22 protein-coding genes and 2 tRNA genes are annotated in these 26,165 nt (G+C 62.7%); 8 read left to right on the plus strand and 16 right to left on the minus strand.

Going from position 1 to position 26,165, the window contains the following annotated elements; all coding sequences use genetic code 11:
* Nucleotides 1–37 precede the first annotated feature (37 nt).
* From sucD to sdhC, 9 genes are all read right to left on the minus strand, one after another.
* Nucleotides 38–910, minus strand: a complete 873-nt coding sequence (gene sucD / locus KPL81_RS14680) for a succinate--CoA ligase subunit alpha (RefSeq protein ID WP_219792813.1) — start codon at nt 908–910, stop codon at nt 38–40.
* Complete coding sequence (gene sucC, locus KPL81_RS14685) at nt 910–2,076, minus strand: ADP-forming succinate--CoA ligase subunit beta (RefSeq protein ID WP_219792814.1); 1,167 nt, start codon at nt 2,074–2,076, stop codon at nt 910–912. Before sucC ends, sucD begins: the two co-directional genes overlap by 1 nt.
* A 154-nt stretch (nt 2,077–2,230) precedes the next feature.
* Nucleotides 2,231–3,670 carry a dihydrolipoyl dehydrogenase gene (gene lpdA, locus KPL81_RS14690; protein ID WP_219792815.1) on the minus strand — a complete coding sequence of 480 codons (1,440 nt, stop codon included), beginning with the start codon at nt 3,668–3,670 and terminating at the stop codon, nt 2,231–2,233.
* A gap of 51 nt (nt 3,671–3,721) precedes the next feature.
* Entirely contained in the window at nt 3,722–5,287 is a 1,566-nt protein-coding gene (gene odhB / locus KPL81_RS14695) for a 2-oxoglutarate dehydrogenase complex dihydrolipoyllysine-residue succinyltransferase (RefSeq protein ID WP_219792816.1), read from the minus strand.
* A gap of 42 nt (nt 5,288–5,329) precedes the next feature.
* The gene (locus KPL81_RS14700; RefSeq protein WP_219792817.1) at nt 5,330–8,158 is read right to left on the minus strand and encodes a 2-oxoglutarate dehydrogenase E1 component; all 2,829 of its coding nucleotides are present in this window, start codon (nt 8,156–8,158) and stop codon (nt 5,330–5,332) included.
* A gap of 253 nt (nt 8,159–8,411) precedes the next feature.
* The gene (locus tag KPL81_RS14705; protein WP_209477383.1) at nt 8,412–9,116 is read right to left on the minus strand and encodes a succinate dehydrogenase iron-sulfur subunit; all 705 of its coding nucleotides are present in this window, start codon (nt 9,114–9,116) and stop codon (nt 8,412–8,414) included.
* 15 nt (nt 9,117–9,131) lie between these two features.
* Entirely contained in the window at nt 9,132–10,904 is a 1,773-nt protein-coding gene (gene sdhA, locus KPL81_RS14710) for a succinate dehydrogenase flavoprotein subunit (protein ID WP_219792818.1), read from the minus strand.
* Nucleotides 10,905–10,907: 3 nt separating this feature from the next.
* Nucleotides 10,908–11,255 carry a succinate dehydrogenase, hydrophobic membrane anchor protein gene (sdhD, locus tag KPL81_RS14715; protein WP_219792819.1) on the minus strand — a complete coding sequence of 116 codons (348 nt, stop codon included), beginning with the start codon at nt 11,253–11,255 and terminating at the stop codon, nt 10,908–10,910.
* Nucleotides 11,249–11,626, minus strand: coding sequence for a succinate dehydrogenase, cytochrome b556 subunit (gene sdhC, locus KPL81_RS14720; RefSeq protein WP_219792820.1), 378 nt, complete (start codon nt 11,624–11,626; stop codon nt 11,249–11,251). The genes sdhD and sdhC overlap by 7 nt, the downstream gene beginning before the upstream one ends.
* 461 nt (nt 11,627–12,087) lie before the next feature.
* Here sdhC and gltA point away from each other — a divergent pair, with 461 nt between their 5' ends.
* Both gltA and KPL81_RS14730 read left to right on the plus strand, forming a co-directional pair.
* Nucleotides 12,088–13,371, plus strand: a complete 1,284-nt coding sequence (gltA, locus tag KPL81_RS14725) for a citrate synthase (RefSeq protein WP_209477376.1) — start codon at nt 12,088–12,090, stop codon at nt 13,369–13,371.
* Nucleotides 13,372–13,516: 145 nt separating this feature from the next.
* Nucleotides 13,517–14,407: an NAD(P)-dependent oxidoreductase gene (locus KPL81_RS14730; RefSeq protein ID WP_219792821.1), complete on the plus strand. Its 891-nt coding sequence runs from the start codon at nt 13,517–13,519 to the stop codon at nt 14,405–14,407.
* A 485-nt stretch (nt 14,408–14,892) separates the two neighbouring features.
* Here KPL81_RS14730 and KPL81_RS14735 read toward each other — a convergent pair.
* From KPL81_RS14735 to gltX, 3 genes are all read right to left on the minus strand, one after another.
* Nucleotides 14,893–14,968, minus strand: a tRNA-Glu gene (locus KPL81_RS14735).
* A 29-nt stretch (nt 14,969–14,997) separates the two neighbouring features.
* A tRNA-Ala gene (locus KPL81_RS14740) sits at nt 14,998–15,073 on the minus strand.
* 74 nt (nt 15,074–15,147) lie between these two features.
* Nucleotides 15,148–16,626: a glutamate--tRNA ligase gene (gene gltX / locus KPL81_RS14745; RefSeq protein WP_219792822.1), complete on the minus strand. Its 1,479-nt coding sequence runs from the start codon at nt 16,624–16,626 to the stop codon at nt 15,148–15,150.
* A gap of 242 nt (nt 16,627–16,868) precedes the next feature.
* On the opposite strand from gltX, the gene KPL81_RS14750 reads away from it, so the two are divergent.
* Nucleotides 16,869–17,465, plus strand: a complete 597-nt coding sequence (locus KPL81_RS14750; protein WP_219792823.1) for a helix-turn-helix domain-containing protein — start codon at nt 16,869–16,871, stop codon at nt 17,463–17,465.
* A gap of 10 nt (nt 17,466–17,475) precedes the next feature.
* Here the strand turns inward: KPL81_RS14750 and KPL81_RS14755 are convergent, their stop codons facing one another.
* From KPL81_RS14755 to KPL81_RS14765, 3 genes are all read right to left on the minus strand, one after another.
* Nucleotides 17,476–18,060, minus strand: a complete 585-nt coding sequence (locus KPL81_RS14755; RefSeq protein WP_219792824.1) for a hypothetical protein — start codon at nt 18,058–18,060, stop codon at nt 17,476–17,478.
* Nucleotides 18,061–18,131: 71 nt separating this feature from the next.
* Nucleotides 18,132–18,464, minus strand: coding sequence for a TraR/DksA family transcriptional regulator (locus KPL81_RS14760; RefSeq protein ID WP_219792825.1), 333 nt, complete (start codon nt 18,462–18,464; stop codon nt 18,132–18,134).
* A 168-nt stretch (nt 18,465–18,632) separates the two neighbouring features.
* Complete coding sequence (locus KPL81_RS14765) at nt 18,633–19,232, minus strand: hypothetical protein (RefSeq protein ID WP_219792826.1); 600 nt, start codon at nt 19,230–19,232, stop codon at nt 18,633–18,635.
* Between the two features lie 2,076 nt (nt 19,233–21,308).
* Here KPL81_RS14765 and KPL81_RS14770 point away from each other — a divergent pair.
* The 5 genes from KPL81_RS14770 to dusA all read left to right on the plus strand — a co-directional run bounded on the left by KPL81_RS14770 (nt 21,309) and on the right by dusA (nt 24,990).
* Nucleotides 21,309–21,482: a YqaE/Pmp3 family membrane protein gene (locus KPL81_RS14770; RefSeq protein ID WP_209477364.1), complete on the plus strand. Its 174-nt coding sequence runs from the start codon at nt 21,309–21,311 to the stop codon at nt 21,480–21,482.
* 247 nt (nt 21,483–21,729) lie between these two features.
* Nucleotides 21,730–22,170 (plus strand): LexA family protein, encoded by a 441-nt coding sequence (locus KPL81_RS14775; protein WP_219792827.1) that lies wholly within the window; start codon nt 21,730–21,732, stop codon nt 22,168–22,170.
* Between the two features lie 2 nt (nt 22,171–22,172).
* Nucleotides 22,173–23,453: a Y-family DNA polymerase gene (locus KPL81_RS14780; protein WP_219792932.1), complete on the plus strand. Its 1,281-nt coding sequence runs from the start codon at nt 22,173–22,175 to the stop codon at nt 23,451–23,453.
* A 68-nt stretch (nt 23,454–23,521) separates the two neighbouring features.
* Entirely contained in the window at nt 23,522–23,719 is a 198-nt protein-coding gene (locus KPL81_RS14785; RefSeq protein WP_219792828.1) for a hypothetical protein, read from the plus strand.
* A 233-nt stretch (nt 23,720–23,952) separates the two neighbouring features.
* A complete protein-coding gene (dusA, locus tag KPL81_RS14790) occupies nt 23,953–24,990 on the plus strand; it encodes a tRNA dihydrouridine(20/20a) synthase DusA (protein WP_219792829.1) in 1,038 nt (345 codons plus the stop codon).
* A gap of 21 nt (nt 24,991–25,011) precedes the next feature.
* On the opposite strand, the gene KPL81_RS14795 is transcribed toward dusA, so the two are convergent.
* Complete coding sequence (locus tag KPL81_RS14795) at nt 25,012–26,043, minus strand: succinylglutamate desuccinylase/aspartoacylase family protein (protein WP_209477358.1); 1,032 nt, start codon at nt 26,041–26,043, stop codon at nt 25,012–25,014.
* Between the last annotated feature and the right edge of the window lie 122 nt (nt 26,044–26,165).

The raw sequence follows: 26,165 nt of genomic DNA on the forward strand, positions 1-26,165 counted from the left end.
GCGCCCTCCTTGGCATGTCGGATCGTCGTGGCCACTCTTACCAGCCGGTGACGTCCTTCAGCGCATCGCCGATCTCGGCCAGGGAGCGAACGGTACGCACGCCGGCATCTTCCAGCGCGGCGAACTTCTCGTCGGCAGTGCCCTTGCCACCGGAGATGATGGCACCGGCGTGGCCCATGCGCTTGCCCGGAGGCGCGGTGACACCGGCGATGTAGGACACCACCGGCTTGGTCACGTTGGCCTTGATGAACGCGGCAGCCTCTTCCTCGGCGGTGCCGCCGATCTCACCGATCATCACGATCGCCTCGGTGGCCGGGTCCTTCTCGAACATCGCCAGGATGTCGATGAAGTTGGAGCCCGGGATCGGGTCGCCGCCGATGCCCACGCAGGTGGACTGGCCGAAGCCATGGTCGGTAGTCTGCTTGACCGCTTCATAGGTCAGGGTGCCGGAGCGCGACACGATGCCGACCCGGCCCGGCTTGTGGATATGGCCCGGCATGATGCCGATCTTGCACTCGCCCGGAGTGATCACGCCGGGGCAGTTGGGGCCGATCAGGCGCACGCCCAGCTCGTCGCACTTGACCTTCACGTCGAGCATGTCCAGCGTCGGAATACCCTCGGTGATGCACACGATCAGCTTGATGCCGGCATTGGCGGCCTCGAGGATCGAGTCCTTGCAGAACGGGGCCGGCACGTAGATAACGCTGGCCTCGGCGCCGGTCTTCTCGACCGCTTCCTTGACGGTGTTGAACACCGGCAGGCCCAGGTGCTCCTGGCCGCCCTTGCCCGGGGTGACGCCGCCGACCATCTGGGTGCCGTAGGCAATCGCCTGCTCGGAATGGAAGGTCCCCTGCCCGCCGGTGAAGCCCTGGCAGATGACCTTGGTGTTCTTGTCGATCAGGATGCTCATTACTTGCCCTCCGCTGCCTTGACGACCTGCTGAGCCGCATCGGTGAGGCTCGTGGCAGCGATGATGTTCAGACCGCTGGAAGCCAGCTTTTCGGCACCCAGCTCGGCGTTGTTACCCTCGAGACGCACCACCACAGGCACGTTGACGCCGACCTGCTCGACCGCGCCGATGATGCCTTCGGCGATCATGTCGCAGCGCACGATGCCGCCGAAGATGTTGACCAGCACCGCCTTGACGTTGTCGTCGGAGAGAATCAGCTTGAAGGCCTCGGCCACTCGTTCCTTGGTCGCACCGCCGCCCACGTCGAGGAAGTTGGCCGGCTTGCCGCCGTTGAGGTTGACGATGTCCATGGTGCCCATGGCCAGACCAGCGCCGTTGACCATGCAGCCGATGTTGCCGTCGAGGGCCACGTAGTTGAGGTCCCACTCGGCCGCTTCGGCTTCGCGCTCATCCTCCTGGGAGGGGTCGCGCATCGCCTGCAGGTCCGGATGACGGTACAGGGCGTTGCTGTCCAGGTTGATCTTGGCGTCGAGGCAGTGCAGGTTGCCTTCGTCGGTGATCACCAGGGGGTTGATCTCGAGCAGCGCCAGGTCCTTCTCGTGGAACAGGCGCGACAAGCCCAGGAAGATCTTGGTGAACTGCTTGACCTGGTCGCCCTTCAGGCCCAGGGCGAAGGCCAGCTCACGTGCCTGGTACGGCTGGGCGCCTACCAGCGGGTCGATCTCGGCCTTGAGGATCTTCTCGGGGGTTTCCTCGGCGACCTTCTCGATCTCGACGCCACCCTCGGTGGAGGCCATGAACACCACGCGACGGGTGGTCCGGTCGACCACGGCGCCCAGGTAGAGCTCGCTGGCGATGTCGGTGCAGTTCTCGACCAGGATCTTGGCGACCGGCTGACCGTTGGCATCGGTCTGGTAGGTCACCAGGTTCTTGCCCAGCCACTGCTCGGCGAAGGCCTTGGCCTCTTCCGGACTCTTGATCAGCTTGACGCCGCCGGCCTTGCCGCGGCCACCGGCGTGAACCTGGGCTTTGACGACCCACATCTCGCCGCCGATCTTCTTGCAGGCTTCCGCCGCTTCCTCGGGGGTATCGACCGCAAAGCCCTTGGATACCGGCAGACCATAATCAGCAAACAGCTGCTTGCCTTGATACTCGTGAAGGTTCATCGATTCATGCCATTGGTTGCATGTGACTCGAATGGTAACCGCGAAACACCGCCTGCGACGGTCGTTGTCGGGTCACCCCCGTCCGCCCCCGGTACATCGCCGGGCACGACGCGCCATCCCGCGGGATGGCGCTTGTTGTACTGCATGGGCTGGCTTACTTGCGCTTCTTGCGATTGGCCATGTGGATGGCATGGCCGTCCACCGCCAGCGCCGCCTCGTGGATCGCCTCGGAGGTGCTCGGGTGGGCGTAGCAGGTCAGGGCCAGGTCCTCGGCGCTGGAGCCGAACTCCATGGCGATCACGCCCTGGGCAATGAGCTCGCCGGCATGCTGGCTGACGATGTGCAGGCCCAGAATGCGGTCGGTCTCGGCATCGGCGATGATCTTGGCCATGCCTTCCGGCGCGTTGTTGGCCAGCGCCCGGCCGTTGGCCGAGAACGGGAAGCTACCTGTCTTGACCTCGATGCCCTTGGCCTTGGCCTCCTGCTCGTTCATGCCGACCCAGGCCACTTCCGGCGAGGTGTAGATCACGCTGGGAATGGCGTCGTAGTTCATTTCCGCCTTGTGACCGGCGATGATGTCGGCCACCATCACGCCCTCTTCGGAGGCCTTGTGGGCCAGCATCGGGCCGCGCACGCAGTCGCCGATGGCATAGATGCCCGGCACGCTGGTGCGGCACTGGTCGTCGACATGGATGAAGCCACGCTCGTCCAGGCCCACGCCGACGCCTTCGTCGACCACACCCTGGGTATAGGGGCGGCGACCGACACAGACGATCAGCTTGTCGAAGGTCTGCTCCTGGTCGCCGCTGCCGTCGCTGTACTTGACCACGACCTCGCCGCCCTTGACCTCGGAGCCGGTGACGCGCGCACCGAGCTTGATGTCCAGCCCCTGCTTCTTGAGCAGTTTCTGGGTCTCCTTGGCGATGGCGGTATCGACCATCGGCAGGAAGGTGTCCATGGCCTCGAGCACGGTCACCTCGGCACCGAGGCGGCTCCACACGCTGCCCAGCTCCAGGCCGATGACACCGGCACCGATGACGCCCAGGCGCTGCGGTACTTCGGTGAACTCCAGCGCCCCGGTGGAGGTGACGACAATGTCTTCGTGCAGCGGCGTCGGCGGGATCTCCACCGGCACGGAGCCGGCGGCGATGACGATGTTGTCGGCTTCATAGGTGGTCTTGCCGCCGTCGTGGTCGGTGACCTCGACCTGCTTGGTGCCGGTCACCTTGCCGGTGCCGTCGATGGCCGTCACGCCGTTGGCCTTGAACAGGGCACTGATGCCACCGACGTTCTTGGCAATGACGGAGTTCTTGAACTCCAGCATCTTGGCCACGTTGGGCTTGGGCGGTTCCAGGTCGATGCCGATCTCGGCGAAGTGATCGCGCGCCTCGACGAACTTGTGGGATGTCTCGAGCAGCGCCTTGGAGGGGATGCAGCCCACGTTCAGACAGGTACCGCCATGCACGGTCTTGCCTTCCTTGTTGACCCACTTCTCGACGCAGGCGGTCTTCAGTCCCAACTGGGCGGCACGGATGGCGGCCACGTAGCCCCCGGGGCCCGCACCGATGACGATCACATCAAATTTGTCGGCCATGTGGTTTTCCTGTTGATCGGTTCGCGTTTGAGTCCGTTGATACGGGCGCCGTCAGATATCCAGCAGCAGGCGCGCCGGATCCTCGAGCAGCTCCTTGATGGTAACCAGGAACTGCACCGCATCCTTGCCGTCGATCATACGGTGATCGTATGACAGGGCCAGGTACATCATCGGACGGATCTCGACCTTGCCGTTGACGGCCATCGGACGTTCCTGAATCTTGTGCATGCCCAGGATGGCAGTCTGCGGCGGATTGAGGATCGGCGTCGACATCAGCGAGCCGAAGATGCCGCCGTTGGTGATGGTGAAGGTACCGCCCTGCATCTCGTCGATGCCGAGCTTGCCATCACGCGCCCGCTTGCCGAAGTCGACGATGCCCTTCTCGACGTCGGCGATTTTCATGCTGTCGGTGTCGCGCAGCACCGGCACCACCAGGCCGCGGTCGGTGGAAACCGCCACGCCGATGTCCTGATAGCCGTGATAGACGATGTCGGTGCCGTCGATGGAGGCGTTGACGTCGGGGAAGCGCTTGAGAGCCTCGGAGGCCGCCTTGACGAAGAAGCCCATGAAGCCGAGCTTGACGTCGTGGGCCTTCTGGAAAGTGTCCTTGTACTGCGCCCGCAGCTCCATCACCGCGCCCATATCCACCTCGTTGTAGGTGGTGAGCATGGCGGCGGTCTGCTGGGCCTGGACCAGACGCTTGGCGATGGTCTGGCGCAGGCGGCTCATCGGCACGCGCTTCTCGGGGCGCTCGCCCTCGACGACCGGTGCGGCAGCGGCGGCCTGCTTGGGCGCGGCAGCCGGGGCGCCAGCACTCTTCTTGGCCGTCCCGGCCTGCACGGCGCGCTGCACGTCCTCCTTGAGGATGCGGCCACCCTTGCCGGTGCCGTCGATTTTGCTGACGTCGAGGTCATGCTCGGCGACCAGCTTGCGCGCTGCCGGGGCGAGGATCTTGTCGCCGACCTTCTCGTCGCCGGCGCCGTCGTCGGCGGAAGCCGCCGGGGTCTTGTCGGCCGCCGTGTCGGCAGCGCCACCAGCGGCACCCTCGGTGAAGATCGCCAGTACCGCCTCGGATTCGACCTGGCTACCCTCTTCGGCCTTGATCTCGGCGATGGCGCCGTCGGCCGGTGCCACCACTTCGAGCACCACCTTGTCGGTCTCGATGTCGGCCAGCACCTCGTCGCGCTTGACCGCCTCGCCCACCTTCTTGTGCCAAGTGGCCACGGTGCCTTCCTGGATCGATTCGGGGAAGGTCGGCGCCTTCACCTCGTGGCGCTGGCCGCCGGCGGCCGGGGCCGCCTTGGCTTCGCTCTTCGGCTCGGCCTTGGCATCGGCCTTCTCGTTGCCTTTATCGCTCTTCTGCTCGCCGCCCTTGGCGGCGCCTGCTCCGATCTTGCCCAGCACCTGCTCGGACTGCACGGTGTCGCCCTCCTCGGCCAGCACCTCGGAGAGGGTGCCGGCTTCCGGCGCCACCACCTCGAGCACCACCTTGTCCGTTTCGATCTCGACGATCAGCTCATCGCGCTCGACGCTGTCCCCCGGCTTCTTGTGCCAGGCCGCCACGCTGCCTTCGGCAACGGATTCCGGAAAGGTGGGCGCTTTGATCTCGGTAGCCATGTCGTTTCCCTTGTATGTTCTCTCTCGTCCCGGTGGAGTCGCTCAGACGTTGAAGGCGTCTTCCACCAGCTGGCGCTGCTGTTCGGTATGCACGGACATGTAGCCCGCCGCGGGTGCCGCCGATGCCGGACGACCGGCAAACTTCAGCTCTCCGCCAAGGCCGTTCTTGAGCATCTCGGCCACGGCCCGCATGTGGTGCTGGCTCGAGTACCAGGCGCCCTGGTTGAGCGGCTCCTCCTGGCACCACACCATGCTTTCGAGGTTGACGTAGTCCTTGAGCGCCTCGAAGAGCTCCTCCTTGGGGAAGGGGTAGAGCTGTTCGATACGCACGATGGCCGTGTCGTCGCGCTCGTTCTCGGCACGCCAGGCCGCCAGGTCGTAGTACACCTTGCCGGCGCACATGACGACGCGCTTGACGCGCTGGGCGTCGAGACTGCCCTGGTCCGGCAGCACCATGTGGAAATGGCCGTTGGCCAGATCGTCGAGACTGGACGTCGCCTCCTTGTGACGCAGCAGGCTCTTCGGCGACATCACCACCAGCGGCTTGCGCAGCGGGCGAATCACCTGGCGACGCAGCAGGTGGAAGATCTGCGCCGGGGTGGTCGGCACGCACACCTGCATGTTGTGCTCGGCGCACATCTGCAGGAAGCGCTCGAGGCGCGCGGAGGAGTGCTCGGGCCCCTGCCCCTCGTAACCGTGGGGCAGCAGCATGGTCAGACCGCATAGCCGCCCCCACTTGGTCTCGCCGGAGGATATGAACTGGTCGACCACCACCTGGGCGCCATTGAAGAAGTCGCCGAACTGCGCCTCCCAGATCACCAGGTCGTTGGGTGCCGTAGTGGCGTAGCCGTACTCGAACGCCAGCACCGCTTCCTCGGAGAGGAAGGAGTCGTGGATAGTGAAACGCGGCTGACCGTCGGACATGTGCTGCAGCGGCACGTAGGTGGTGCCATCCTTCTGGTTGTGCACCACCGCATGGCGGTGGGAGAAGGTGCCGCGGCCCACGTCCTGTCCGGTGATACGCACCGGATGGCCCTCGTCGAGCAAAGTGGCGTAGGCCAGGGTCTCGGCGAAGCCCCAGTTAAGGCCCAGTCCGCCGGCCTGCATCTTGCGCCGGTCCTCGTAGATCTTGGCCACCTGGCGTTGCACCTCGACTCCGTCGGGGATCTCGCACATGCGCGCGCCGAGACGCTGCAGGCGCTTCATCTCGACGCCGGTATCGGCGTAGCCGCTCCACTCATGACCGAGGTAGGGCTTCCAATCGACGAACAGCGAGGTATTGGGCTCCTGCACCAGGGCGTTGGCCACGTGGTTGCCGGCCATCAGATCCTCGCGATAGGTCTCGATCATCGCTTGGGCTTCGTCTTCGGACAGCACGCCCTGCTCGACCAGGCGCTGCGCGTAAAGCGTCCGCGCCGAAGGATGCTCCTTGATCTTCTGGTACATCATCGGCTGGGTGCCGGACGGCTCATCGGCCTCGTTGTGACCGCGACGACGGTAGCAGACCAGGTCGATGACCACGTCCTTCTTGAACTGCTGACGGTAGTCCAGTGCCACCTGGGTGGCGTGCAGCACCGCATCGGGATCGTCACCGTTGACGTGGAAAATCGGCGCCTGGACCATCTTGGCGATGTCCGTGCAGTACTCGGTGGAACGCGTGTCCTGCGGATGCGAAGTGGTGAAGCCGACCTGGTTGTTGATGACGATGTGCAGCGTGCCGCCGGTCTTGTAGGCGCGGGTCTGGGACATCTGGAATGTCTCCATGACCACGCCCTGCCCGGCGAAGGCGGCGTCGCCATGCACGTTGATCGGCAATACCTTGGTGCCTTCGAGGTCGTCGCGACGATCCTGGCGGGCGCGCACCGAGCCCTCGACCACCGGCGAGACGATCTCCAGGTGGGACGGGTTGAAGGCCAGTGCCAGGTGAACCTCGCCGCCCGGAGTCATGACGTTGGAACTGAAGCCCTGGTGGTACTTGACGTCACCCGAGCCACGCTCGATCAGCTTCTTGCCGTCGAACTCGTCGATCAGCTCGGAGGGGTTCTTGCCGAGGATGTTGACCAGCAGGTTGAGACGACCACGGTGCGCCATGCCGATGACGACTTCCTTGACCCCGTAGCCACCGCTACGCTGGATCAGCTCGTCCATCATGGGAATGAACGCCTCGCCGCCCTCCAGGCCGAAGCGCTTGGTGCCGGGGTATTTGGAGGCCAGGTAGTTTTCCAGGCCCTCCGCGGCGGTCAGTCGCTCCAGCAGATGCTTGCGCACCTCGTTGCTGTACTTGGGCGCCGAGCGAACCGACTCGAAGCGCTGCTGCAGCCAGCGCTTCTCCTCGGTATCGACGATGTGCATGATCTCGCAGCCGATCGAGCGACAGTAGGTCTGCTCTAGCGCCTCGACGATCTCGCGCAGCGGCGCCTTGTCCATCCCCAGAAAGAAAGAGCCGGTCTGGAAGTCGGTATCCAGATCGGCCGGAGAAAGCTGGTGGAAGGAGAGGTCGAGGTCGGGAACGGGCGTCTGGCTGCGCAGCTTGAGCGGGTCGATATCGGCCTTCTGGTGGCCCCGGAAGCGGTAGGCGTTGATCAGCTGCAACACCTTGACCTGCTTCTTGCTCTCACCGCTGTCGGCGGCGGCCGTCGTGACCCGGCGCGCGCGTGCCAGTTGCTGGAACTGATCGCGTACGGGACTGAGGGGGACGTCATGGGTGGCGCTGCCTTCGACTTTCGGCAGCTGATCGAAGTAGGTCCGCCATTCGTCGGGCACGGAACCTGGGTCGGCGAGGTATTGCTCGTAGAGCGCTTCCACATAGTGAACGTTGCTGCCGCTCACGTGGGAGCTGTTCCACATCAACTCCATTATGCCTTGTTGCATCTCTCGGTCACCCTACACTGATGGGGTGTTGTCGGCGCCGTTGCGGGCCAGCCGCGACGGCTTGGCTGGTGCCCTGCCGGAGGGGCGTCTTCTCTATCCCGGCGGTTCCGGCCGCGAAGCCGGAAACCTTGCGATTCATGCTCAAGAGCCGGCACCTGGGGCACCGGCTCTCCTGCTGTTGTCAGCCAGCCGGCCGCGACATGACGTCGCGGCCGAACTGCGGCCAGTATGATAGCAAGCTACGCGCCACGATTTAAGTGGCATTCGCAAGCAGCATGTCGCGAATCTTGCCGATCGCCCGCGTCGGGTTGAGCCCCTTGGGGCATACCGCGACGCAGTTCATGATGCCGCGACAGCGGAATACGCTGAACGGATCCTCCAGCTCGGCCAGGCGCTCGCGGGTGGCGGTATCGCGCGAGTCGGCCAGGAAGCGGTAGGACTGCAGCAGGCCGGCCGGCCCGACGAACTTGTCCGGGTTCCACCAGAACGACGGGCAGGAGGTCGAGCAGCAGGCGCACAGGATGCACTCGTAGAGGCCGTCCAGCTTGTCGCGATCCTCCGGCGACTGCAGGCGCTCGATGGCCGGCGCCGGCTCGTCGTTCTGCAGGTACGGCTGGATGCGCTCGTACTGCTTGTAGAACAGCCCCATATCGACCACCAGGTCGCGCACCACCGGCAGGCCCGGCAGCGGGCGCAGCACCAGCTTGTTGTCCTTGACCACGTCGGACAGGGAAGTGATGCAGGCCAGGCCGTTCTTGCCGTTCATGTTCATGCCGTCGGAGCCGCACACGCCCTCGCGGCAGCTGCGGCGGAAGGCCAGGGTGGTGTCCTCGGCCTTGAGCATCTCCAGCACATTCAGCACCATCAGGTCGCGGCCCTGGGTGTCGAGCTGGTACTCCTGCATGTAGGGCGCGGAGTCGGTTTCCGGGTTGTAGCGGTAAATGGATACCTGAAGCATCTCGTGACTCCCCCCTTAGTAAGTACGGATTTTCGGCTCGAAGGTGTCGACGGTCTTCGGCTTGAAGTTGACGTCGCGCTTGCCGACCCGCTTCTCGGCCGGGAAGTACATGGAGTGCTTCAGCCAGTTGGTGTCGTCGCGGTCCGGGTAGTCGTAGCGGGAGTGCGCGCCGCGACTCTCCTTGCGCTCCAGCGCCGCGATGGCGGTAGCCTCGGCCACTTCCATCAGGTTGTCGAGCTCGAGTGCCTCGACCCGCGCCGTGTTGAAGGCACCGGACTTGTCGGCCAGGTGCGCCTCGCCGATGCGTCCACGCAGGTCGGCCAGCTGCTTGACGCCCTCCTGCATGTGCTCCTCCTGGCGGAACACGCCGAAGGAGTTCTGCATGATGCTCTGCAGTTCGGTCTTGAGCGCCGCCACCGATTCTCCGCCGGTGGACTCGTTCCAGCGCGTGATGCGCTTCATCGCCGCATCGATGTCGGAGTCGGTGGCACCGAGGTAGTCGATGCCCTCGTTTAGCGCACCTTCGATGAACATGCCGGCCGCACGGCCGAACACCACCAGGTCGAGCAGCGAGTTGCCGCCCAGGCGGTTGGCGCCGTGAACGGAGACGCAGGCCGCCTCGCCGCAGGCGAACAGGCCGTTGATGATACGGTCGTTGCCGTCGGCATCCTGCATGATCGCCTGGCCGTGCACGTTGGTCGGGATCCCGCCCATCATGTAGTGACAGGTCGGCACCACCGGAATCGGCGCATTGACCGGATCGACGTGAGCGAAGATCTTGGACAGCTCGCTGATGCCCGGCAGGCGCTTGTTGAGCACCTCCTCGCCCAGGTGGTCGAGCTTGAGGAAGACGTGGTCGCCCTTCTCGCCGCAGCCGCGGCCCTCGAGAATCTCCATGACCATGGAGCGTGCCACCACGTCGCGGCCGGCAAGGTCCTTGGCGTTGGGCGCATAGCGCTCCATGAAGCGCTCACCGTCCTTGTTGACCAGGTAACCGCCCTCGCCGCGGCAGCCTTCGGTGACCAGCACTCCCGCGCCGTAGATGCCGGTGGGGTGGAACTGCCACATCTCCATATCCTGCATCGGGAAGCCGGCGCGCAGCGCCATGCCGATGCCGTCGCCGGTATTGATCAGGGCATTGGTGGTGGAAGCGTAGATGCGACCCGCACCGCCGGTGGCCATGACGGTGGCCTTGGACTGGACGTGCACCACTTCACCGGTCTCGATGCACATGGCGATGCAGCCCACCACGTCGCCGTTGGCGTTCTTGACCAGATCGACCGCGAACCACTCGTTGAGGAAGGTGGTGTTGTTCTTCAGGTTGTTCTGGTAGAGGGTGTGCAGCAGGGCATGACCGGTACGGTCGGCCGCGGCACAGGTGCGGGCCGCCTGGCCGCCCTCGCCGAAGTTCTTGGACTGACCGCCGAACGGACGCTGATAGATGCGGCCGTTGTCGAAGCGCGAGAACGGCAGCCCCATGTGCTCCAGCTCGAAGACCGCCTTGGGGCCTTCGGAGCACATGTACTCGGCCGCGTCCTGGTCGGTGATGTAGTCGCCGCCCTTGACGGTGTCGTACATGTGCCAGCGCCAGTCGTCGTTGGGGTCGGCTGAAGCGATGGCGCAGGTAATGCCGCCCTGGGCGGAAACGGTGTGCGAACGGGTCGGGAAGACCTTGGACAGCACAGCGGTCTTCTTGCCGGACTTGGCCAGCTCGAGCGCGGCGCGCAGGCCGGAGCCGCCACCGCCGATGATGATGGCATCGTAAGACAAGGTACGCATGTTAGACATGAATCAGGCTCCCCACAGAACTTGGATGCCCCAGACCAGGAACACGAACACGGCCAGGATGATGACGACCTGGGCGACGAGGCGCACGGGCGTGGACTTAAGATAATCGGTGGTCACGGTCCACAAGCCGATCCAGGCGTGCGCGGCGAGAGAGATGAAGGCCAGCAGCGAGAAGATACGCATCCAGGTCTGGGCGAAGAGCTGGCTCCAGGTGACGTAGTCGAGCCCGGGGTTGAACAGCAGGTACGCGACGATGAAAACCGTATAGAGCGCCAGAATGACTGCCGAGACACGCTGAATCAGCCAGTCGGAGAGGCCGCTACGACCCAGATTGGTGATGTTGGTTACCATACCCAGACTCCCGCCAGAATGATCAGGACGGCACTCAGGACCACGGTGGCCTGTGCCTTCTTGACGCCACCTTCCAAGGTCACGCCATAACCGGCGTCCATGAACAGATGCTTGATGCCGGCCACAAAGTGAAACGCCAGGGCGGACAGCAGCCCCCAGGCCACCAGCTTGGCCAGAATGTTATGGGCCAGCGCATCCTTGACGGCCACAAACCCCTCAGGGGATGACAGCGACTTGTCTAGGGCCCAGAAGGCGAAGATGAGGCCAACGAACAGGATGACGCCGGTAATGCGGTGAGCGATGGACGTCAAGGCGGGAAGCGGGAAATGTATCGTGGTGAGATCTAGGTTGACGGGTCGTTTGCTATTCACGGCTCTATACACACTCTCTTGGCTCGCTCTCCAACTGATGGGACCAGGTTCGAGCGGGCGGTGGTTTGAGGTAGGGGGCTCGCCGCTGCCGGGACGGGCATGACAACGAGTACCTGCCAGTCGCGCGGTGTGGATTATAGGGACATGAACCCCCAGTGACAAATGCACACCGCACTGACTCGACCATGGTACAAGCCTGCCGCAGCGCGGGCGCCGAGAGCCGCCTGCGCCATTGACGGCAAACCGGCGGCAAGCTGCGCCCCTCAGTGGTGCAAAGCACCATTTTTTATCCAAGTATTATACAGAACAACCAATATTGTACAAAGTAAAGGTCTCTTTGGCCCAATTGACAATCCCGGGAACGCTTCTATAGTGGGCGAACCTTTTTCGCGGGCCAGCGGTTCAACAGGGTTTGCGAAAGAATGAGTTAACGTTCTATTCGACTTCGAGAGGAGGCCAGAATGGCTGACAGGAAAGCGACACTGACGGTAGACGGCCTGGACAAGACGATCGAACTGCCGGTCTACTCAGGCACCCTGGGCCCTGACGTGGTCGATGTCCGTGGCCTCGGCGCCGATGGCCTGTTCACCTACGACCCCGGCTTCATGGCAACCTCCTCGTGCCAGTCCGCGATCACCTATATCGATGGCGCCAAGGGCGTACTGTTGCATCGCGGCTACCCGATCGACCAGTTGGCCAAAGAGTCCAATTTCGTCGAGCTGTGCTACACCCTGCTATTCGGCGAGCTGCCCAACGACGAGCAGTACGCCGACTTCGAGTCGCGGGTCCGTAACCACACCATGGTCCACGACCAGATCAACAACTTCTTCAAAGGCTTCCGTCGCGACGCCCACCCGATGTCGATCCTGTGCGGCGTAGTCGGCGGTCTGGCGGCCTTCTACCATGACCACATGGACATCACCGACGAGAAGGACCGGGAGATCAGCGCCATCCGCCTGATCGCCAAGATGCCGACCATCGCCGCGATGTCCTACAAGTACAACGTAGGCCAGCCCTTCAACTACCCGCGCAACGACCTGAGCTATGCAGAGAACTTTCTCTACATGATGTTCAGCAACCCGTGCGAGGAGTACAAGGTCAACCCGGTCTATGCCAAGGCCATGGATCGCATCTTCATGCTTCATGCCGACCACGAGCAGAACGCCTCGACCTCTACGGTGCGCCTAGCCGGCTCCACCGGTGCCAACCCGTTCGCCTGTATCAGCGCCGGCATCGCCGCGCTATGGGGACCGGCACACGGCGGCGCCAACGAGGCGGTGCTGAAGATGCTCGACGAGATCGGTGACGAGTCCGAAGAGAACATCCAGCGCTTCATCGACAAGGCCAAGGACAAGGACGATCCGTTCAAGCTGATGGGCTTCGGTCACCGCGTGTACCGCAACTTCGATCCGCGTGCCAAGGTGATGAAGGAGACCTGCGACGAGGTGCTGGCCGAACTCGGCATCGACGACCCCCAGCTCAAGATCGCCAAGCGCCTGGAGCAGATCGCCCTGGAAGACGAGTACTTCGTCGAGCGCAAGCTCTACCCCAACGTCGACTTCTATTCCGGCATCATTCTCAAGGCCATGGGCATCCCGACCAACATGTTCACGGTGATCTTCGCCGTGTCGCGCACCATCGGCTGGATCTCCCACTGGCACGAGATGCTCTCCAGCGATTACAAAATCGGCCGTCCGCGCCAGCTCTACACCGGCCATCCGCAGCGCGACTATCCTGCCAAGTAAGTCGGCTGGATGCGGCCTGGCCGCACACGTACTCAACTACAGAAAGCCGCCTTCGGGCGGCTTTCTGCGTCTCACCATCGCATACGCAGGCCAGGCTAGCCACGACAGGCGCCGGCACTGCCATCCACAAGAGAGGGAGCATTCAATGCCAAACCAGATATCCACTGTCGCTTTCATCGGCCTGGGCGTCATGGGCTACCCCATGGCCGGACACTTGGCCCGCGCCGGACTCAGCGTTCGCGTCTACAACCGCACCGGGGCCAGAGCCGAGTCGTGGTCCGCCGAGTACGGCGGCAGCTGCCATGCCACACCGGCAGAAGCTGCCGAAGGCGCCGATCTGGTGCTGGTCTGCGTCGGCAACGACGACGACGTTCGCCAGGTGACCCTGGAGGAACAAGGCGCACTCTCCGGCATGCAGGCCGGCAGCCTGCTGGTCGACCATACCACCGCCTCGGCCGATCTGGCCGAACAGCTCGATGCCGCCTGCCGCGAGCAAGGCATCGGCTTCATCGACGCACCGGTGTCGGGCGGCCAGCAAGGCGCCGAGAACGGCGTGCTGACGATCATGTGCGGCGGCACGCCGGCAGACTTCGCTCGCACCGAGCCCATACTGAGCCACTACGCACGCGCCGTCAGCCTGATGGGCCCCGCCGGCAGCGGCCAGTTGACCAAGATGGTCAACCAGATCTGCATTGCCGGGCTGGTCCAGGGGCTGGCCGAGGGGCTGCACTTCGCCGAGCAGGCCGGCCTCGACCAGCAGCGTGTGATCGAGGTGATCTCCCAAGGGGCCGCTGGCTCCTGGCAGATGGAGAATCGCCACAAGACTATGATCGCCGACGAATACGAACACGGCTTCGCGGTCAACTGGATGCGCAAGGACCTAGGCATCTGCCTCGAACAGGCGCGACGACTCCAGGCTCGCCTGCCCGTCACCGCCCTCGTCGATCAATTCTACGGCGACGTGCAGGTCATGGGGGGTGGACGCTGGGACACCTCCTCTCTCTTGCGCCGCCTGCGCACCCTCGGGCGTGGCTGATCCGGCTCGCGCAAGCGGCCCGCGAGGAGTGTCCCCTACCCGCGACACTCCTCAGCGGGAAGTACCAGAAAAGTATTAGTCCAAGCTTGACAGCGACGCCATTACACGGAGCAAATCAGGGCCGCACCTGAGCCTGAACGTTTTCCACACTTTCTGTGGATAACCCTGTTCACAACCGCAAGAAAACTCCATCAAATCGGCATGAGAAGGGGCTTGCTGTTAGATTGATCAATTTTTGACCGATCATAAACCACTGATAAATATGGTTTTTTGCACTCGCACACAGAAAAGTCGCTGCCCCGGCGGATTACACACAGGAGCTCGGACAAGACATTGCACAAGTGGACAAGTCAAGCCCCAAACGCCGTAAAAATAGGCGCTTCAATGAGCTTTTCACGCAAGGGAACACGTCGTAACGCAATGACACGCAGAACGGCCAAGTGGCGCCGCATGGCATGAGCCGACAGAGGAAAGCAGAAAGGAAATGGCGTCCCATAGGGGGTTCGAACCCCTGTTCCCGCCGTGAAAGGGCGGTGTCCTGGACCACTAGACGAATGGGACGCAGCGTCATTCACACATCGGCACGAAGGTGGTGGAGCCTAGCGGGATCGAACCGCTGACCTCGACACTGCCAGTGTCGCGCTCTCCCAGCTGAGCTAAGGCCCCACATACGTGTCGTGAAGACGGGGCGTATGTTACTGATCCACCCCATCTTCGTCAAGAGAGAAACGGGGGTTTTATTACAGGTCGCGGTACTCCTTCTCGAAGCGCTTGGCCTGCTTCTTGGAGACCCCGCCGAGCACCTCGATGGCGTGGCGCAGCCGCGCCCGGGTCATGTCGGAGCCAAGGATCGCCATGGCATCCATCACCGAAGTGCTCGCCGTGGAGCCGGTGACGGCAATGAAGACGGGCGCCAGGAACTCCTTCATCTTGAGCTCGAAGCACCCGGCCAGGGCCTTGACCTCGGCGAGCAGCGCCTCCTTGTGCCAGGCCGGTACCGCCTCGAAACGCCACACCAGGAACTGCAGCAGCTTGAGCAGTTCTTCGCGCTCCAGCTTGACCACGTCGAAGTCACTCTCACGCAGCGCGGGCACACCGCCGAAGAAGTGGCCGGCCAGCGGCGCCACCTGGGACAGCGTCTCCACCCGGGTGCGCACCTGCGGCAGGATCTGGCCGACGTATTCCGCATTGAAGGCCCACTCCATCAGCGCCTCGAGGAATGCCTTGTCGTCCAGGTCCTCACGGATATAAAGCCCGTTGAGCCAGGTCAGCTTTTCCAGGTCGAAGACCGGCCCGCCCAGCGACACCCGCTGGATGTCGAAGTGCGTCATCATCTCGTCGAGACTGAACTTCTCACGCTCGTCGGGCATCGACCAGCCCATCCGCCCGAGGTAGTTGATCACTGCCTGCGGCAGGAAGCCCATGCGCCGATAGTAGTTGATCGAAGTGGGGTTCTTGCGCTTGGAAAGCTTCGACTTGTCCGGATTGCGCAGCAACGGCATGTGACACAGCGCCGGCATCTGCCAGCCGAAGTACTCGTACAACAGCTGATGCTTGGGCGCCGAGTTGATCCACTCCTCGCCGCGCAGCACATGGGTGATACCCATCAGGTGATCGTCCACCACATTGGCCAGGTGGTAGGTCGGCATGCCATCCGACTTCAACAGCACCTGAGCGTCGACCTGTGCCCAGTCGACCTCGATGCTGCCACGCAGCATGTCGTCGATCATGCATGTCCCACTGGCCGGCACCTTCATGCGCACCACATAGGGCCAGCCCTCGCGCTCGCGACGCGCCTCCTCCTCTTCCGGCAGCGCCAGATCGGCTGGTTTCAGCGCGAGATGCATTCCGCTCGCCTTGCGCGCCTCCCGCAGCTCATCCAGCTCTTCGCTGGTGCGATAGCACTTGAAGGCATGCCCCGACTCGATCAGCTGGCGCGCGTATTCGGCGTAGATGTCGCCACGCTCGCTCTGGCGGTAGGGCCCATGCGGGCCGCCAACATCAGGCCCCTCATCCCACTCCAGGCCAAGCCAACGCAGCGAGTCGAGAATCATCTGTTCGGACTCCTGCGTGGAACGCACCCGATCCGTGTCCTCGATACGCAGGATGAACTGCCCGCCATGCTGTCTCGCAAAGCAGAGGTTGAACAATGCGATGTAGGCGGTTCCCACGTGCGGATCGCCGGTGGGTGACGGCGCAATGCGAGTACGTACAGTCATGTCATCCTATCCAGTCGGGTAAGCGTATGGCGGCATTATACGCACCTGGATCGACGCAGACAGCCGCGCATCGTCCACACAGGCATGGCTGACGCGACCCGGCAAAGCATAGGATGATTCTTATTATCAGATAACCGCCCTGAAAAAAGTAAATTTATCGTTGACGTGTTAAATTTGCACAGTTAACTCAGATCATTGACTATCGTCATACTTTAATGTCTTACGTCGCCAGGTTGAATGAAATGGATTCATTGGGACAAAGAATCAAGCAGTTACGGTTGCAGGCGAACCTGAACAAGGCCGCACTGGCAAGAAAGGTCGGAGTATCGGACGTTACGATCTCGTATTGGGAATCAGGCGCCATCAAGCAGATCGGCCATGAGAGACTGGTAGCGCTGGCGGACGCTCTGGGCTGCTCGCTGGGGCAACTGCTCGAAGGTGATGCAAACCTGACACCCACCCCCCTCTATCTTCGCGGCCAGCCTCCCGTACCCTGGCTGGATTCCAACGCCAACCAGTTCACGCTATCCAACGAGATATTGGCAGGTGTCGACTGGCAGGGTGAGTGCTACCTCGTCACGCCCGCGCCGGGAGAACGGTTCGATCATCTCGATAGCGGCGACCTTGCCGCCTTTGGTCCGACGGAGAGTTGCGATCAGCCAGGGCACTATCTTATCGAAGGAGCCGGCGGCCTCTACATCGGGCAGCTCGAATATGGCGAGAGCGGCGAACTACTGTGCCGCGGCGGGAAAGATGCCGCGGCGGCGCCCGCTCCACTGGAGACGACCGAGCGGGTCGTGGGAAGGCTATTGGCTCGCTGGCGCAAAGACATCGCCTGAGGCTCCTCCTTCACTCGACCTCCAACACGTCTGCCTGGTCGGTAGCCCTGCGCGGCTCACTGCCGATCAGGTAGCGACGCGAGTAGCTGGCCACCTGCCCCAGGCCATGGCGCCCACTCTGAACCAGCGGCCCTGCGAGATGCTCGCCCTTGTCGCCGATTCGCTCGCGCACGGTGGCGGGTTGAACGCTGGACTCCAGCAGTTTGACGGTCAGGGTGTAGCCACCATCGGGAAGGCCACTACCCGGCCCGAATGGCCCTCCAACGAATCGCCTCTCCGTTACGGAGGTGCGCGATTGCCAGCGTACGCCGCTCAGCTCCCGCTCCACCACGAGCTGAAGTCGCGCGCCGTCAGGCAGGCTGGTCTCTCCTTCGACCATGAGTCGACGGTCGTCGCGAAGGGAAGCCGATACGTCAATCTCGACCGGCAACGGGGCCACGTCTGGGCTAGACGCCCTCGCCTCATCCGGCTCAGTGGAGACGTCAACCGACTGCACCTGTTCGGCTTCCAAGCTGTCACTATCGCCATCGCCACCACAGCCCGACAGCCAAAGCACTGCCAACAACCCCATGCAGGACCGACGCCATACCCTCATGCCTTTCTCCAGACCGAAAGTCGATTCCCCAGACTAGCACTGCGATGGTTGGCACGTCCTGCCTGGGCAGGTCAAGGCTCACCCTCCTGTTCGGCACATTCAAGACAGAGCGTCGCGTAGGGAATCGCCTCGAGGCGTCGGGGATCGATCGGCTCAGCGCAGCGCTCACACAGCTCACCGTTCCCCTCGTCGATACGCTCGAGGGCATGCAGAACCTGCCTCAACTCCTCTTCGGCTTCATCCTCCAGCGCATCGATCACGTCTTCGTTTTCAAGCTCGATGGCCTGCTCCTCCATGTCCCGATCCAACGGGTTCTCCAGGCGCATCTTATGCACCTTGTAGCGATCCACGCGTTCGATGAGCTCATCGCGGAGAGCTTCGAGCAGGGCTTGGCGCTGTTCCATCACCTACCTCCTGAGAAGTCTGCCTTACTTCTAAATAGCACAGGAAGCATGCGCCGACTCGTCCAGCCACCGGTACATCATGCGTGCCCGTCAGCATAAAAACGAAAAAGGCCACGGCTGCTCTTCCGGCAGCCGTGGCCTTGTGGCCCAGTACCCTCTGGCTTGGTGTCAGCTCCGCTCTCGCATCAAGGCTGACTGCCGAATCTCGGCATAAGGCATGCAGCGTGAGGGTCGTTCACCCATCAAGGCCAGCCTCGCGGCTATCTCACTGCACTCACCATGCGCATAGAAAGGCCCGACCGGCTGTATCGTTCCTTGGGTATGCAGCGTGAATCCATGCGGCTCCGTAAGAAATCGCCGGTCGTCTAGCCGATCGTCGTATGCGCCGACCATCCGCGCCGCATCGGTGAAAATGTCGCACAGGGTTGCATAACGCGACACGGGCACCGAGGCCTGCTCCAGCTGTCCCGAGCTCAAATGCTCCAACAGCAGGCAGTAATGGTTTTGGGTATCGAGGATGCTGGGATGGTGCGCCAAGGTATCGCCTTCGAGACGCATGCGCTCAGCCGCGCCATAGGAAACGGGCACAGGCGCCTGCTCGTGTCCCGCAGTCGCAGGCTCCATGCCAACGGCAGTGCTCATGCCAAGATCATGCCCATAGGGCCAGAACAGTACCCACGACATGAAGATGGCAAACAACGCAATAGCGATACTAGGACCTTTGTCGTCAAGAAACCTTGATCCTGCCTTCCATGTTAGCGTGATCATTCTTCTTCTCCTGCGTCAGTGTCCCGAGTTAGGCTTACGTTCAGCCTGATTCAAACTCCTTTCGTATCGGTTCTTATTTCAAAGGCGACAGGACTGGCCAAGCCTGTGGCAGCGACTGCGTGCTCGCATGACAGGGCCACTCCCCGCCAGCCCCAAGGGGCTGGACTACAGTGCCAGCGCAAGAAGTCAAATAAATTAACTTGCGTTAACTTTCTGCGCAGGAAATTTACCGCACACCCTCGGGTGCTTGGGCACCCGCCGGTGCAGGCTGCGCAGGCGCTGCATGACCAACCACCGCCACTGCCGGAAAGCTGACGCTAAAGAAAAGAAAGCCCGGCGCGAGGCCGGGCTTCAATTCTTGGTTCCTTTCCAGCTCACCATGACGACCCTGTCATGCATCCCTGGCCTTATCGAGCCTCCTCTGCTCGGTCTTCCCTATTTCCCGCCTCCTTGCGAGATACTCACCAGCCTAGTGATCAGAAGCGAAACAGGCCAATGAGCATATTACATCGCTCCCCTAGCAGCGAAAGCTTTTGTCAATACCGGGGCTTGCAGAGGCCACATCCTGTCCCGCCGGGCCCAGGTACACTCTCCACTCCAGACCGGCACCTTGCCTCCAGAGAGAAGGCAAGGTAAGCCCGGCCATTCAGCCGGGCTCGGTTCGATTCCTTTCACACTCCCTGGTGTCCTTTCCATCATTCCTTGAGTACCAGACCTTCCTGGTCCCTTCTTCCCTGAAGAGCCTTCCTGGCTCAACCATGGACAGCTTGCCAGACCGATCGAGAAAATAATGCTGCCATCGTCTTCTCGTTCTGTAAGACATCGCCGACAGAGGATGTAATACTCCGACCATTCGCACCAACCCGCAGCACTTTTCTCTCTTTTATAGCCGGCCCTGCGCCATTTAGAGTCTCAACGGGGGAGCACCTGCCGAACCATGCCGAACCACGACCACAGATTCAGGAAATTTCAATTAAAACAGTCACAAAGGAAACAGCCCTCACCGGGAGGCGAGGGCTGTCAGAGGCTTCCTACAGATAAACACCGGGAACTCCCTGGCCAAAGTTGACGTCCTGTCGCTACTGGCCTTCCCTGTTCCTTTCCGTCGGGTTTCCTAACCCAGCAAGGCATCCTGCCTTGAAGAGCATCCATGCCTTTTTGCATCTTCAGAATAGTTCGGCCCCAAGGTTTATCAAGAAGAATTAGGCAATTCTCGGTTTCGAAACGTAACGAAACGAAGCGAAGAGGACGGTCGACTCATCCGCCTAGCTCGCGGATAATGCAGACGCTTGAAGGAAAAAGCCCGGCCAATGGGCCGGGCTGTATTCCTGCCTCCTTGCACCTTTCTCAAGCTTCCTGCTCGAGCGTCCTTGGTACATGAGCCTTCCTTGACTCGGTCTTCCCTGTCGGGCTTTCCCTGCCCTGTACGCACACAATGACAGCTCGCCCGACAGGATTCTTTAACCTGGGATAAGCCATTACATGAGGAGCGTGCCAACATGCATGCCCGACTTGGGAGGAGGTTCTCGCAATGGCATGAAGGCAGCTATGCGAGCAGGGAAGCGCGGCCAATCGTCAATACGGACGAAAAGAGCCCCAGCGATAGCCAGGGCAGGAGCGAAGAGACGCGATATTTTGGCGAACCCTCGAGAACGCGAATCCAAGGCGTCTCTCGCAAGGCAGGCATCTGTCATGAGGAGCCTCGCTACGGCAGCAAGCGCAGCGAAAAAAAGCCCGACCACTGGGGCCGGGCCTTCAATCAACGCTTCCCTATCGACCAACCTTGGGCTCCCTGCCCAAGCATCCTTGGTTCTGAGCGCTCCATCGCTCGGCCTTCCCTGTAGGGCTCTCCCTAGCCCGTTATTCCCCAGCGTAGTTGCTTTAGCCGAGAAGCGGTTTAATCCAAGTTATCAGGCGACGTAAGAAATTCGCTCCGCGTTTGTACGAAATATCTTACATCGCCCTGTTCGTAAGTCTTGTTTGGACTATCGAAACAGAGAGTTAGCCCATGCAGACAACGCCTGAGAATACGCTAGGCTTGATACAGGATCGAGAGCGCTACCCAAGGAGTTGGATATGGCATTTACCGCAACGGACCCCATCAAGATGATCTTTGCCCTCCTGTTACCGCCAGTCGGCGTGTTTCTGGAGGTCGGCCTGAAGGGACATTTCTGGCTCAACATCCTGCTGACGATCCTGGGTTTCATTCCGGGTATCCTTCACGCGTTCTACGTGATTTTGAAGCACTAACCCCTCCTGGCCCTGAAGCCGGAGCGTACACGACTGCCCGGCCGAGCCCGGAAGCCGGGTCTTGCCCCCTAACCAGCCATGGCCTGCCCTCCCCCCGGCGGATCCGGCAGGCCATCTCGCCCCTGTCGCTTCTCGCCTGGCCCTCTTGCACGCCCAGAAGCTAACTTTCATTAGCGTTTGCCTGTTGCCTGAAAGCGACGATGTCGCGAATACTGTATGAAAATACAGAATTTCAAAGGGACTCACCATGACACTGGCAAACCTCATCCCGGCTCACCCCGAACCGCCGTCACTCGCGCTGCCCTACCCCTTGGCAGTCGGCCGAGCCGGCCTCTCAGGCTTCCCCAGCCCAGCGCAGGACTATGAAGGCCGTACGCTCGATTTGAACGAACGACTGGTGAAGCGCCCCTCGGCGACGTTCTTCATGGGCGTGACCGGTGACAGCATGGTGCGCTTTGGCATCTACGATGGCGACCTGCTGCTGGTCGATCGCTCCATCGACCCGCGGCCGGGCCATATCATCGTCGCCATGGTCGACGGCGAGATCACCGTCAAACGCTACGAGCTGCGCGGCCAGGTGCCGTGCCTGTGCTCGGGCAACCCACGCTACGCGCCCATCCCGCTCGTCGACATCGAGTGTCAGGTCTGGGGCGTGGTCCGTTCGGTCATCCATGAGTATCAGGTATGAGCATGATCGGCCTGGTCGACTGCAACTCGTTCTACGTCAGCTGCGAGCGCGTGTTCCAACCGCGGCTGTGCAGCGTTCCGGTAGGCGTGATGTCGAACAACGACGGCTGCGTCATCGCCCTCTCCAACGAGCTGAAAACGCTCGGCATCACCATGGGCACGCCGGCGTTCGAGCTTCAGCACCTGGTGCGCCAGGGCCGCATCCACCTGCTATCGAGCAACTACGAGCTCTACGGCGACATGTCGGCTCGCGTACTGGCGGTACTCGAGGAGTACGCCCCTATCGTCGAGCCCTACTCCATCGACGAGATGTTCGTGCGCTTCGACGGCTTCGAGCGCGACGCACTGCTTGCGCACTCCCAGCAGTTGCACCGCAAGGTGCGACAGTACACCGGCATACCCGTCTGCGTAGGCGTCGCCCCCTCGCGAACGCTGGCCAAGCTGGCCAACCGAGCGGCCAAGAAGATCCCCGCCTATGGCGGCGTATGCATGCTCCAGCCCGGCAGCCGGGAAACGCAGGCTCTGCTCGAAAAATTCGCCTTGGGCGATGTATGGGGCGTGGGACGGCGGCTCGTCGAGCGCCTGGCGCTGATCGGCATCAAGAGCGCCTGGGACCTCGCTCAGGCCGACCCCAAGCGCCTCCGACAGCAGTTCAGCGTCACCCTCGAGCGTACCGCCCTGGAACTCCGGGGTATCAGCTGCATCGAGATGAGCGACTTTCTTGAGCCGCGCCAGCGCATCATGACCAGCCGCAGCTTCGGCAAGCTCACCGACGACCTGGCCGAGATCCGCGAGGCCATGCGCCAGCACGGCCAGCGCGGTGCGGAGAAGCTGCGCCACCAGCGCAGCCTGGCTCGCGCGGTGCTGGTCTTCCTCAAGACCAACCCGTTTCGTACCGACCTGCCCCAGTATTCGCCCAGCCTGGCCATGGAACTTCCCCACCCCACCGACGACAGCCGCGAGATCCTGCATGCCGCCGGTGAGGCCCTGCAGCGGATCTACCGCCAGGGCTACCTGTACCAGAAAGGCGGCGTGATGCTGCTCGACCTGATCGACGCCGACCGCCAGCAGCTCTCGCTGCTGGATACGCCGCAGAGCGACACCGAGCGCCAGCGCAGTGCAAAGTTGATGGGCGTGATGGACGAGCTGAACCACAGGATGGGGCGCGGCACCGTGAAGTTTGGCACGCCCAGCCCCGGGGCCGCCTGGCATTTGCGCTGCGCCCACCGCTCGGCGCGGTGGACCACCCGGTGGGACGAGCTACCTGTGGTGCCCATGGGGTGATGGTCCTCCAGGATCTGGATGACATGCACTACGCTCAACGGTAAAGGGTAACGGCAATGGAGGTCGACATGGACAAGGCCGTCATCGACGCAATTCGGGAGAAAGAGCAGTTGCCTGACAGCATGACGGATAGCGAGATCGCCAAGGAATACAAAGGCACGTACACCGCCGCCAGGGCTGCCGTGAACCTGGAGCACAAGCTACCCGATCAGGTGCTCGCAGACGCCATGCGCAAGGTGTTTCCTTTCATGAGGAAGAGGAAGTAGAACACCAACGCAACGATGCTTCTACTCTGGGCGCGCCGTCCCTTCTTGCGTACAATGGCCGGCCATCTCATTCCTGCTCCCTGGATCTCGTCACGCTGCGCGTCATGCGGCGTCCGGCGAGTCGGTTACGTGTCGATACCTGAGGTTCGTTGTCTCGATGGTACCGAACGCGGGTGCAAGGCGAAACGAGCCGGATCAAACGGTAGCGACGGCAGAACCTCTGGAGGCCATTGATGAGCAACACGACTGGAAACGACCCGCTGGCTCGGGCGCGCCGGTTTTCTGTGGCCCCCATGATGGACTGGACGACGAGGGACCAAAGAGCATTCGCTCGCACCCTGACCCGCCAGGCGCTGCTCTATACCGAGATGGTGACCACCGGCGCGATACTTCACGGCAGCCCGCGCGAGCGCTTTCTCGGCTATGACGAGGTCGAGCATCCGTTGGCGCTGCAGCTGGGCGGTAGCGACCCCGGCGAGCTGGCGGAGTGCGCGGCGATTGCCGAGGCGTGGGGCTATGACGAGGTGAACCTCAACGTCGGCTGCCCCAGCGACCGGGTGCAGAACAACATGATCGGCGCCTGCCTGATGGGCCACCCCGAGAAGGTCGCCGCGGCGGTGCGCGCCATGCGCGCGGCGGTGCGCATTCCGGTGACGGTGAAGTGCCGCATCGGCATCGACGACCAGGACGAGGATGCCGACCTCGAGCGCTTCATCGCCACCGTGGCCGATGCCGGCTGCGAGACGTTCATCGTGCATGCGCGCAAGGCGTGGCTGCAGGGGCTCTCGCCCAAGGAGAACCGCGACATCCCGCCGCTCAACTACCCGCGGGTGCATCGCCTCAAGGCCAGTCGACCGGAGCTGCACATCGGCATCAACGGTGGCATCAAGACGCTGGACGAGTGCCGCGAGCAGCTGGGCCATGTAGACAGCGTGATGGTCGGACGCGAAGCCTACCAGAACCCCTGGCTGCTGGCCGGCGTCGATCAGGCGCTCTACGGCGAACCCGGCCCGGCCATGAGCCGCCATGCCGCCGCGCGGGCGTTCCGCCCTTACATCGCCCGCCGGCTCGAGGAAGGCGCCAAGCTCAACCATGTCACCCGCCACCTGCTGGGCCTGTTCCAGGGCCAGCCGGGCGGGCGCCGCTTCCGTCGCCATCTGTCGGAGAACGGTCACCTCGACGGCGCCTGCCTGCGGGTGTACGACGATGCCCTGAGCCTGGTGCCGGAAAAGAGCGACTACGAAGCCGAGCCCCGTCTCGCCGAAGCCTAGGACTTTTCGTCCATTGCCCCGTCAGTAGAGCGGGTCGGGCGGCGGCTCGAGGCTGGAGTGGAAGTCCTCGATGGCGCTCTCGGCCTCCTCGATGGCATCGAAGCGGGCGATATGAAATAGCGCCTCGCCTTCGTTGGCCAGCGGCAGCCGACTCATGCCGATCACGATGCCGTCGGCCATGGCCTTGACGCCGGCCTCGGCATTGCCGAAGGGGTCGGCCACCTTTCCCAGCACGTCGCCCTTGGTTACCCGTGCGCCGAGGCGCACCTTGGGTCGCAGGATGCCGTCGATGGGCGCCCGCGCCCAGCTCGAGCCGTTGGCCAGCTCCGCCGCCGGCGGCGGCCGGCGGCGATGTTCTCCCGCCAGCATGCCCAGCCGACGCATGACGCGCAGCACGCCTCGCACGCCCGGCGTGATCGCCCACTCGTCGAAGCGCAGCGCCTCGCCGGCCTCGTAGGTCAGTACTGGAATGCCTCGCGTCTGAGCGTAGTGGCGCAGGCTGCCTTCGCGCAGTTCGGCGTTGAGGATGACAGGCGCGCCGAAGGCATTGGCCATGCGCTCGGTCTCGCTACCCCGGCTGAGCTGGGCACGGATCTGCGGCAGGTTGGTACGGTGGATGGCGCCGGTATGGAGGTCGATGATATGCGTCGCGTGATCGACGATCTGCTCGCGAAACAGCGCCGCCACACGGGCCCCCAGCGAGCCCGTCTCGCTGCCGGGGAAGCAGCGGTTGAGATCGCGCCGGTCCGGCAGGTAGCGGCTGTGCTGCATGAAGCCGAAGACATTGACGATGGGCACTGCGATCAGGGTGCCGTTGAGCCCTTGGATCTGCTTCGAACGCATCAGCCGGCGCACAATCTCCACGCTGTTGATCTCGTCGCCATGAATGCCTCCGCAGACCAGCATGACCGGCCCCTGGCGGCGGCCGTGCACCACTTCGACAGGGATGTGCAACGGCGCATGGGTGTAGAGCCGCGCCACCGGCACGTCGACCTGGAGACGGCTGCCGGGTTTGATCTTGACGCCATTGAGCTCGAAAGATGCGCGGGGCATTGACCTTCCCGGAATAGAACAGTGTTCGATCCGTTATACCTTGCCGCTGCGTGGAATACGAGGGATAGGCTGAGATGGCATCATGCGCGAAGCATGACATACATATACGAATGTAAGCGTGT

The organism is Billgrantia antri (assembly GCF_019430905.1).
In the GTDB taxonomy this organism is placed as follows: domain Bacteria; phylum Pseudomonadota; class Gammaproteobacteria; order Pseudomonadales; family Halomonadaceae; genus Halomonas; species Halomonas antri.

Bases quoted from the DNA above. Each gene is read 5' to 3' on its own strand.
- KPL81_RS14755 (WP_219792824.1), bottom strand. From the start codon at position 18,060: ATGAGGGTATGGCGTCGGTCCTGCATGGGGTTGTTGGCAGTGCTTTGG.
- dusA (WP_219792829.1), top strand. From the start codon at position 23,953: ATGAGCAACACGACTGGAAACGACCCGCTGGCTCGGGCGCGCCGGTTT.
- gltA (WP_209477376.1), top strand. From the start codon at position 12,088: ATGGCTGACAGGAAAGCGACACTGACGGTAGACGGCCTGGACAAGACG.
- KPL81_RS14795 (WP_209477358.1), bottom strand. From the start codon at position 26,043: ATGCCCCGCGCATCTTTCGAGCTCAATGGCGTCAAGATCAAACCCGGC.
- sdhD (WP_219792819.1), bottom strand. From the start codon at position 11,255: ATGGTAACCAACATCACCAATCTGGGTCGTAGCGGCCTCTCCGACTGG.
- KPL81_RS14785 (WP_219792828.1), top strand. From the start codon at position 23,522: ATGGACAAGGCCGTCATCGACGCAATTCGGGAGAAAGAGCAGTTGCCT.
- KPL81_RS14760 (WP_219792825.1), bottom strand. From the start codon at position 18,464: ATGGAACAGCGCCAAGCCCTGCTCGAAGCTCTCCGCGATGAGCTCATC.
- KPL81_RS14770 (WP_209477364.1), top strand. From the start codon at position 21,309: ATGGCATTTACCGCAACGGACCCCATCAAGATGATCTTTGCCCTCCTG.
- KPL81_RS14750 (WP_219792823.1), top strand. From the start codon at position 16,869: ATGGATTCATTGGGACAAAGAATCAAGCAGTTACGGTTGCAGGCGAAC.
- KPL81_RS14765 (WP_219792826.1), bottom strand. From the start codon at position 19,232: ATGATCACGCTAACATGGAAGGCAGGATCAAGGTTTCTTGACGACAAA.
- KPL81_RS14780 (WP_219792932.1), top strand. From the start codon at position 22,173: ATGATCGGCCTGGTCGACTGCAACTCGTTCTACGTCAGCTGCGAGCGC.
- sucC (WP_219792814.1), bottom strand. From the start codon at position 2,076: ATGAACCTTCACGAGTATCAAGGCAAGCAGCTGTTTGCTGATTATGGT.
- sucD (WP_219792813.1), bottom strand. From the start codon at position 910: ATGAGCATCCTGATCGACAAGAACACCAAGGTCATCTGCCAGGGCTTC.
- gltX (WP_219792822.1), bottom strand. From the start codon at position 16,626: ATGACTGTACGTACTCGCATTGCGCCGTCACCCACCGGCGATCCGCAC.
- KPL81_RS14700 (WP_219792817.1), bottom strand. From the start codon at position 8,158: ATGCAACAAGGCATAATGGAGTTGATGTGGAACAGCTCCCACGTGAGC.
- lpdA (WP_219792815.1), bottom strand. From the start codon at position 3,670: ATGGCCGACAAATTTGATGTGATCGTCATCGGTGCGGGCCCCGGGGGC.
- odhB (WP_219792816.1), bottom strand. From the start codon at position 5,287: ATGGCTACCGAGATCAAAGCGCCCACCTTTCCGGAATCCGTTGCCGAA.
- KPL81_RS14730 (WP_219792821.1), top strand. From the start codon at position 13,517: ATGCCAAACCAGATATCCACTGTCGCTTTCATCGGCCTGGGCGTCATG.
- sdhA (WP_219792818.1), bottom strand. From the start codon at position 10,904: ATGTCTAACATGCGTACCTTGTCTTACGATGCCATCATCATCGGCGGT.
- KPL81_RS14705 (WP_209477383.1), bottom strand. From the start codon at position 9,116: ATGCTTCAGGTATCCATTTACCGCTACAACCCGGAAACCGACTCCGCG.
- KPL81_RS14775 (WP_219792827.1), top strand. From the start codon at position 21,730: ATGACACTGGCAAACCTCATCCCGGCTCACCCCGAACCGCCGTCACTC.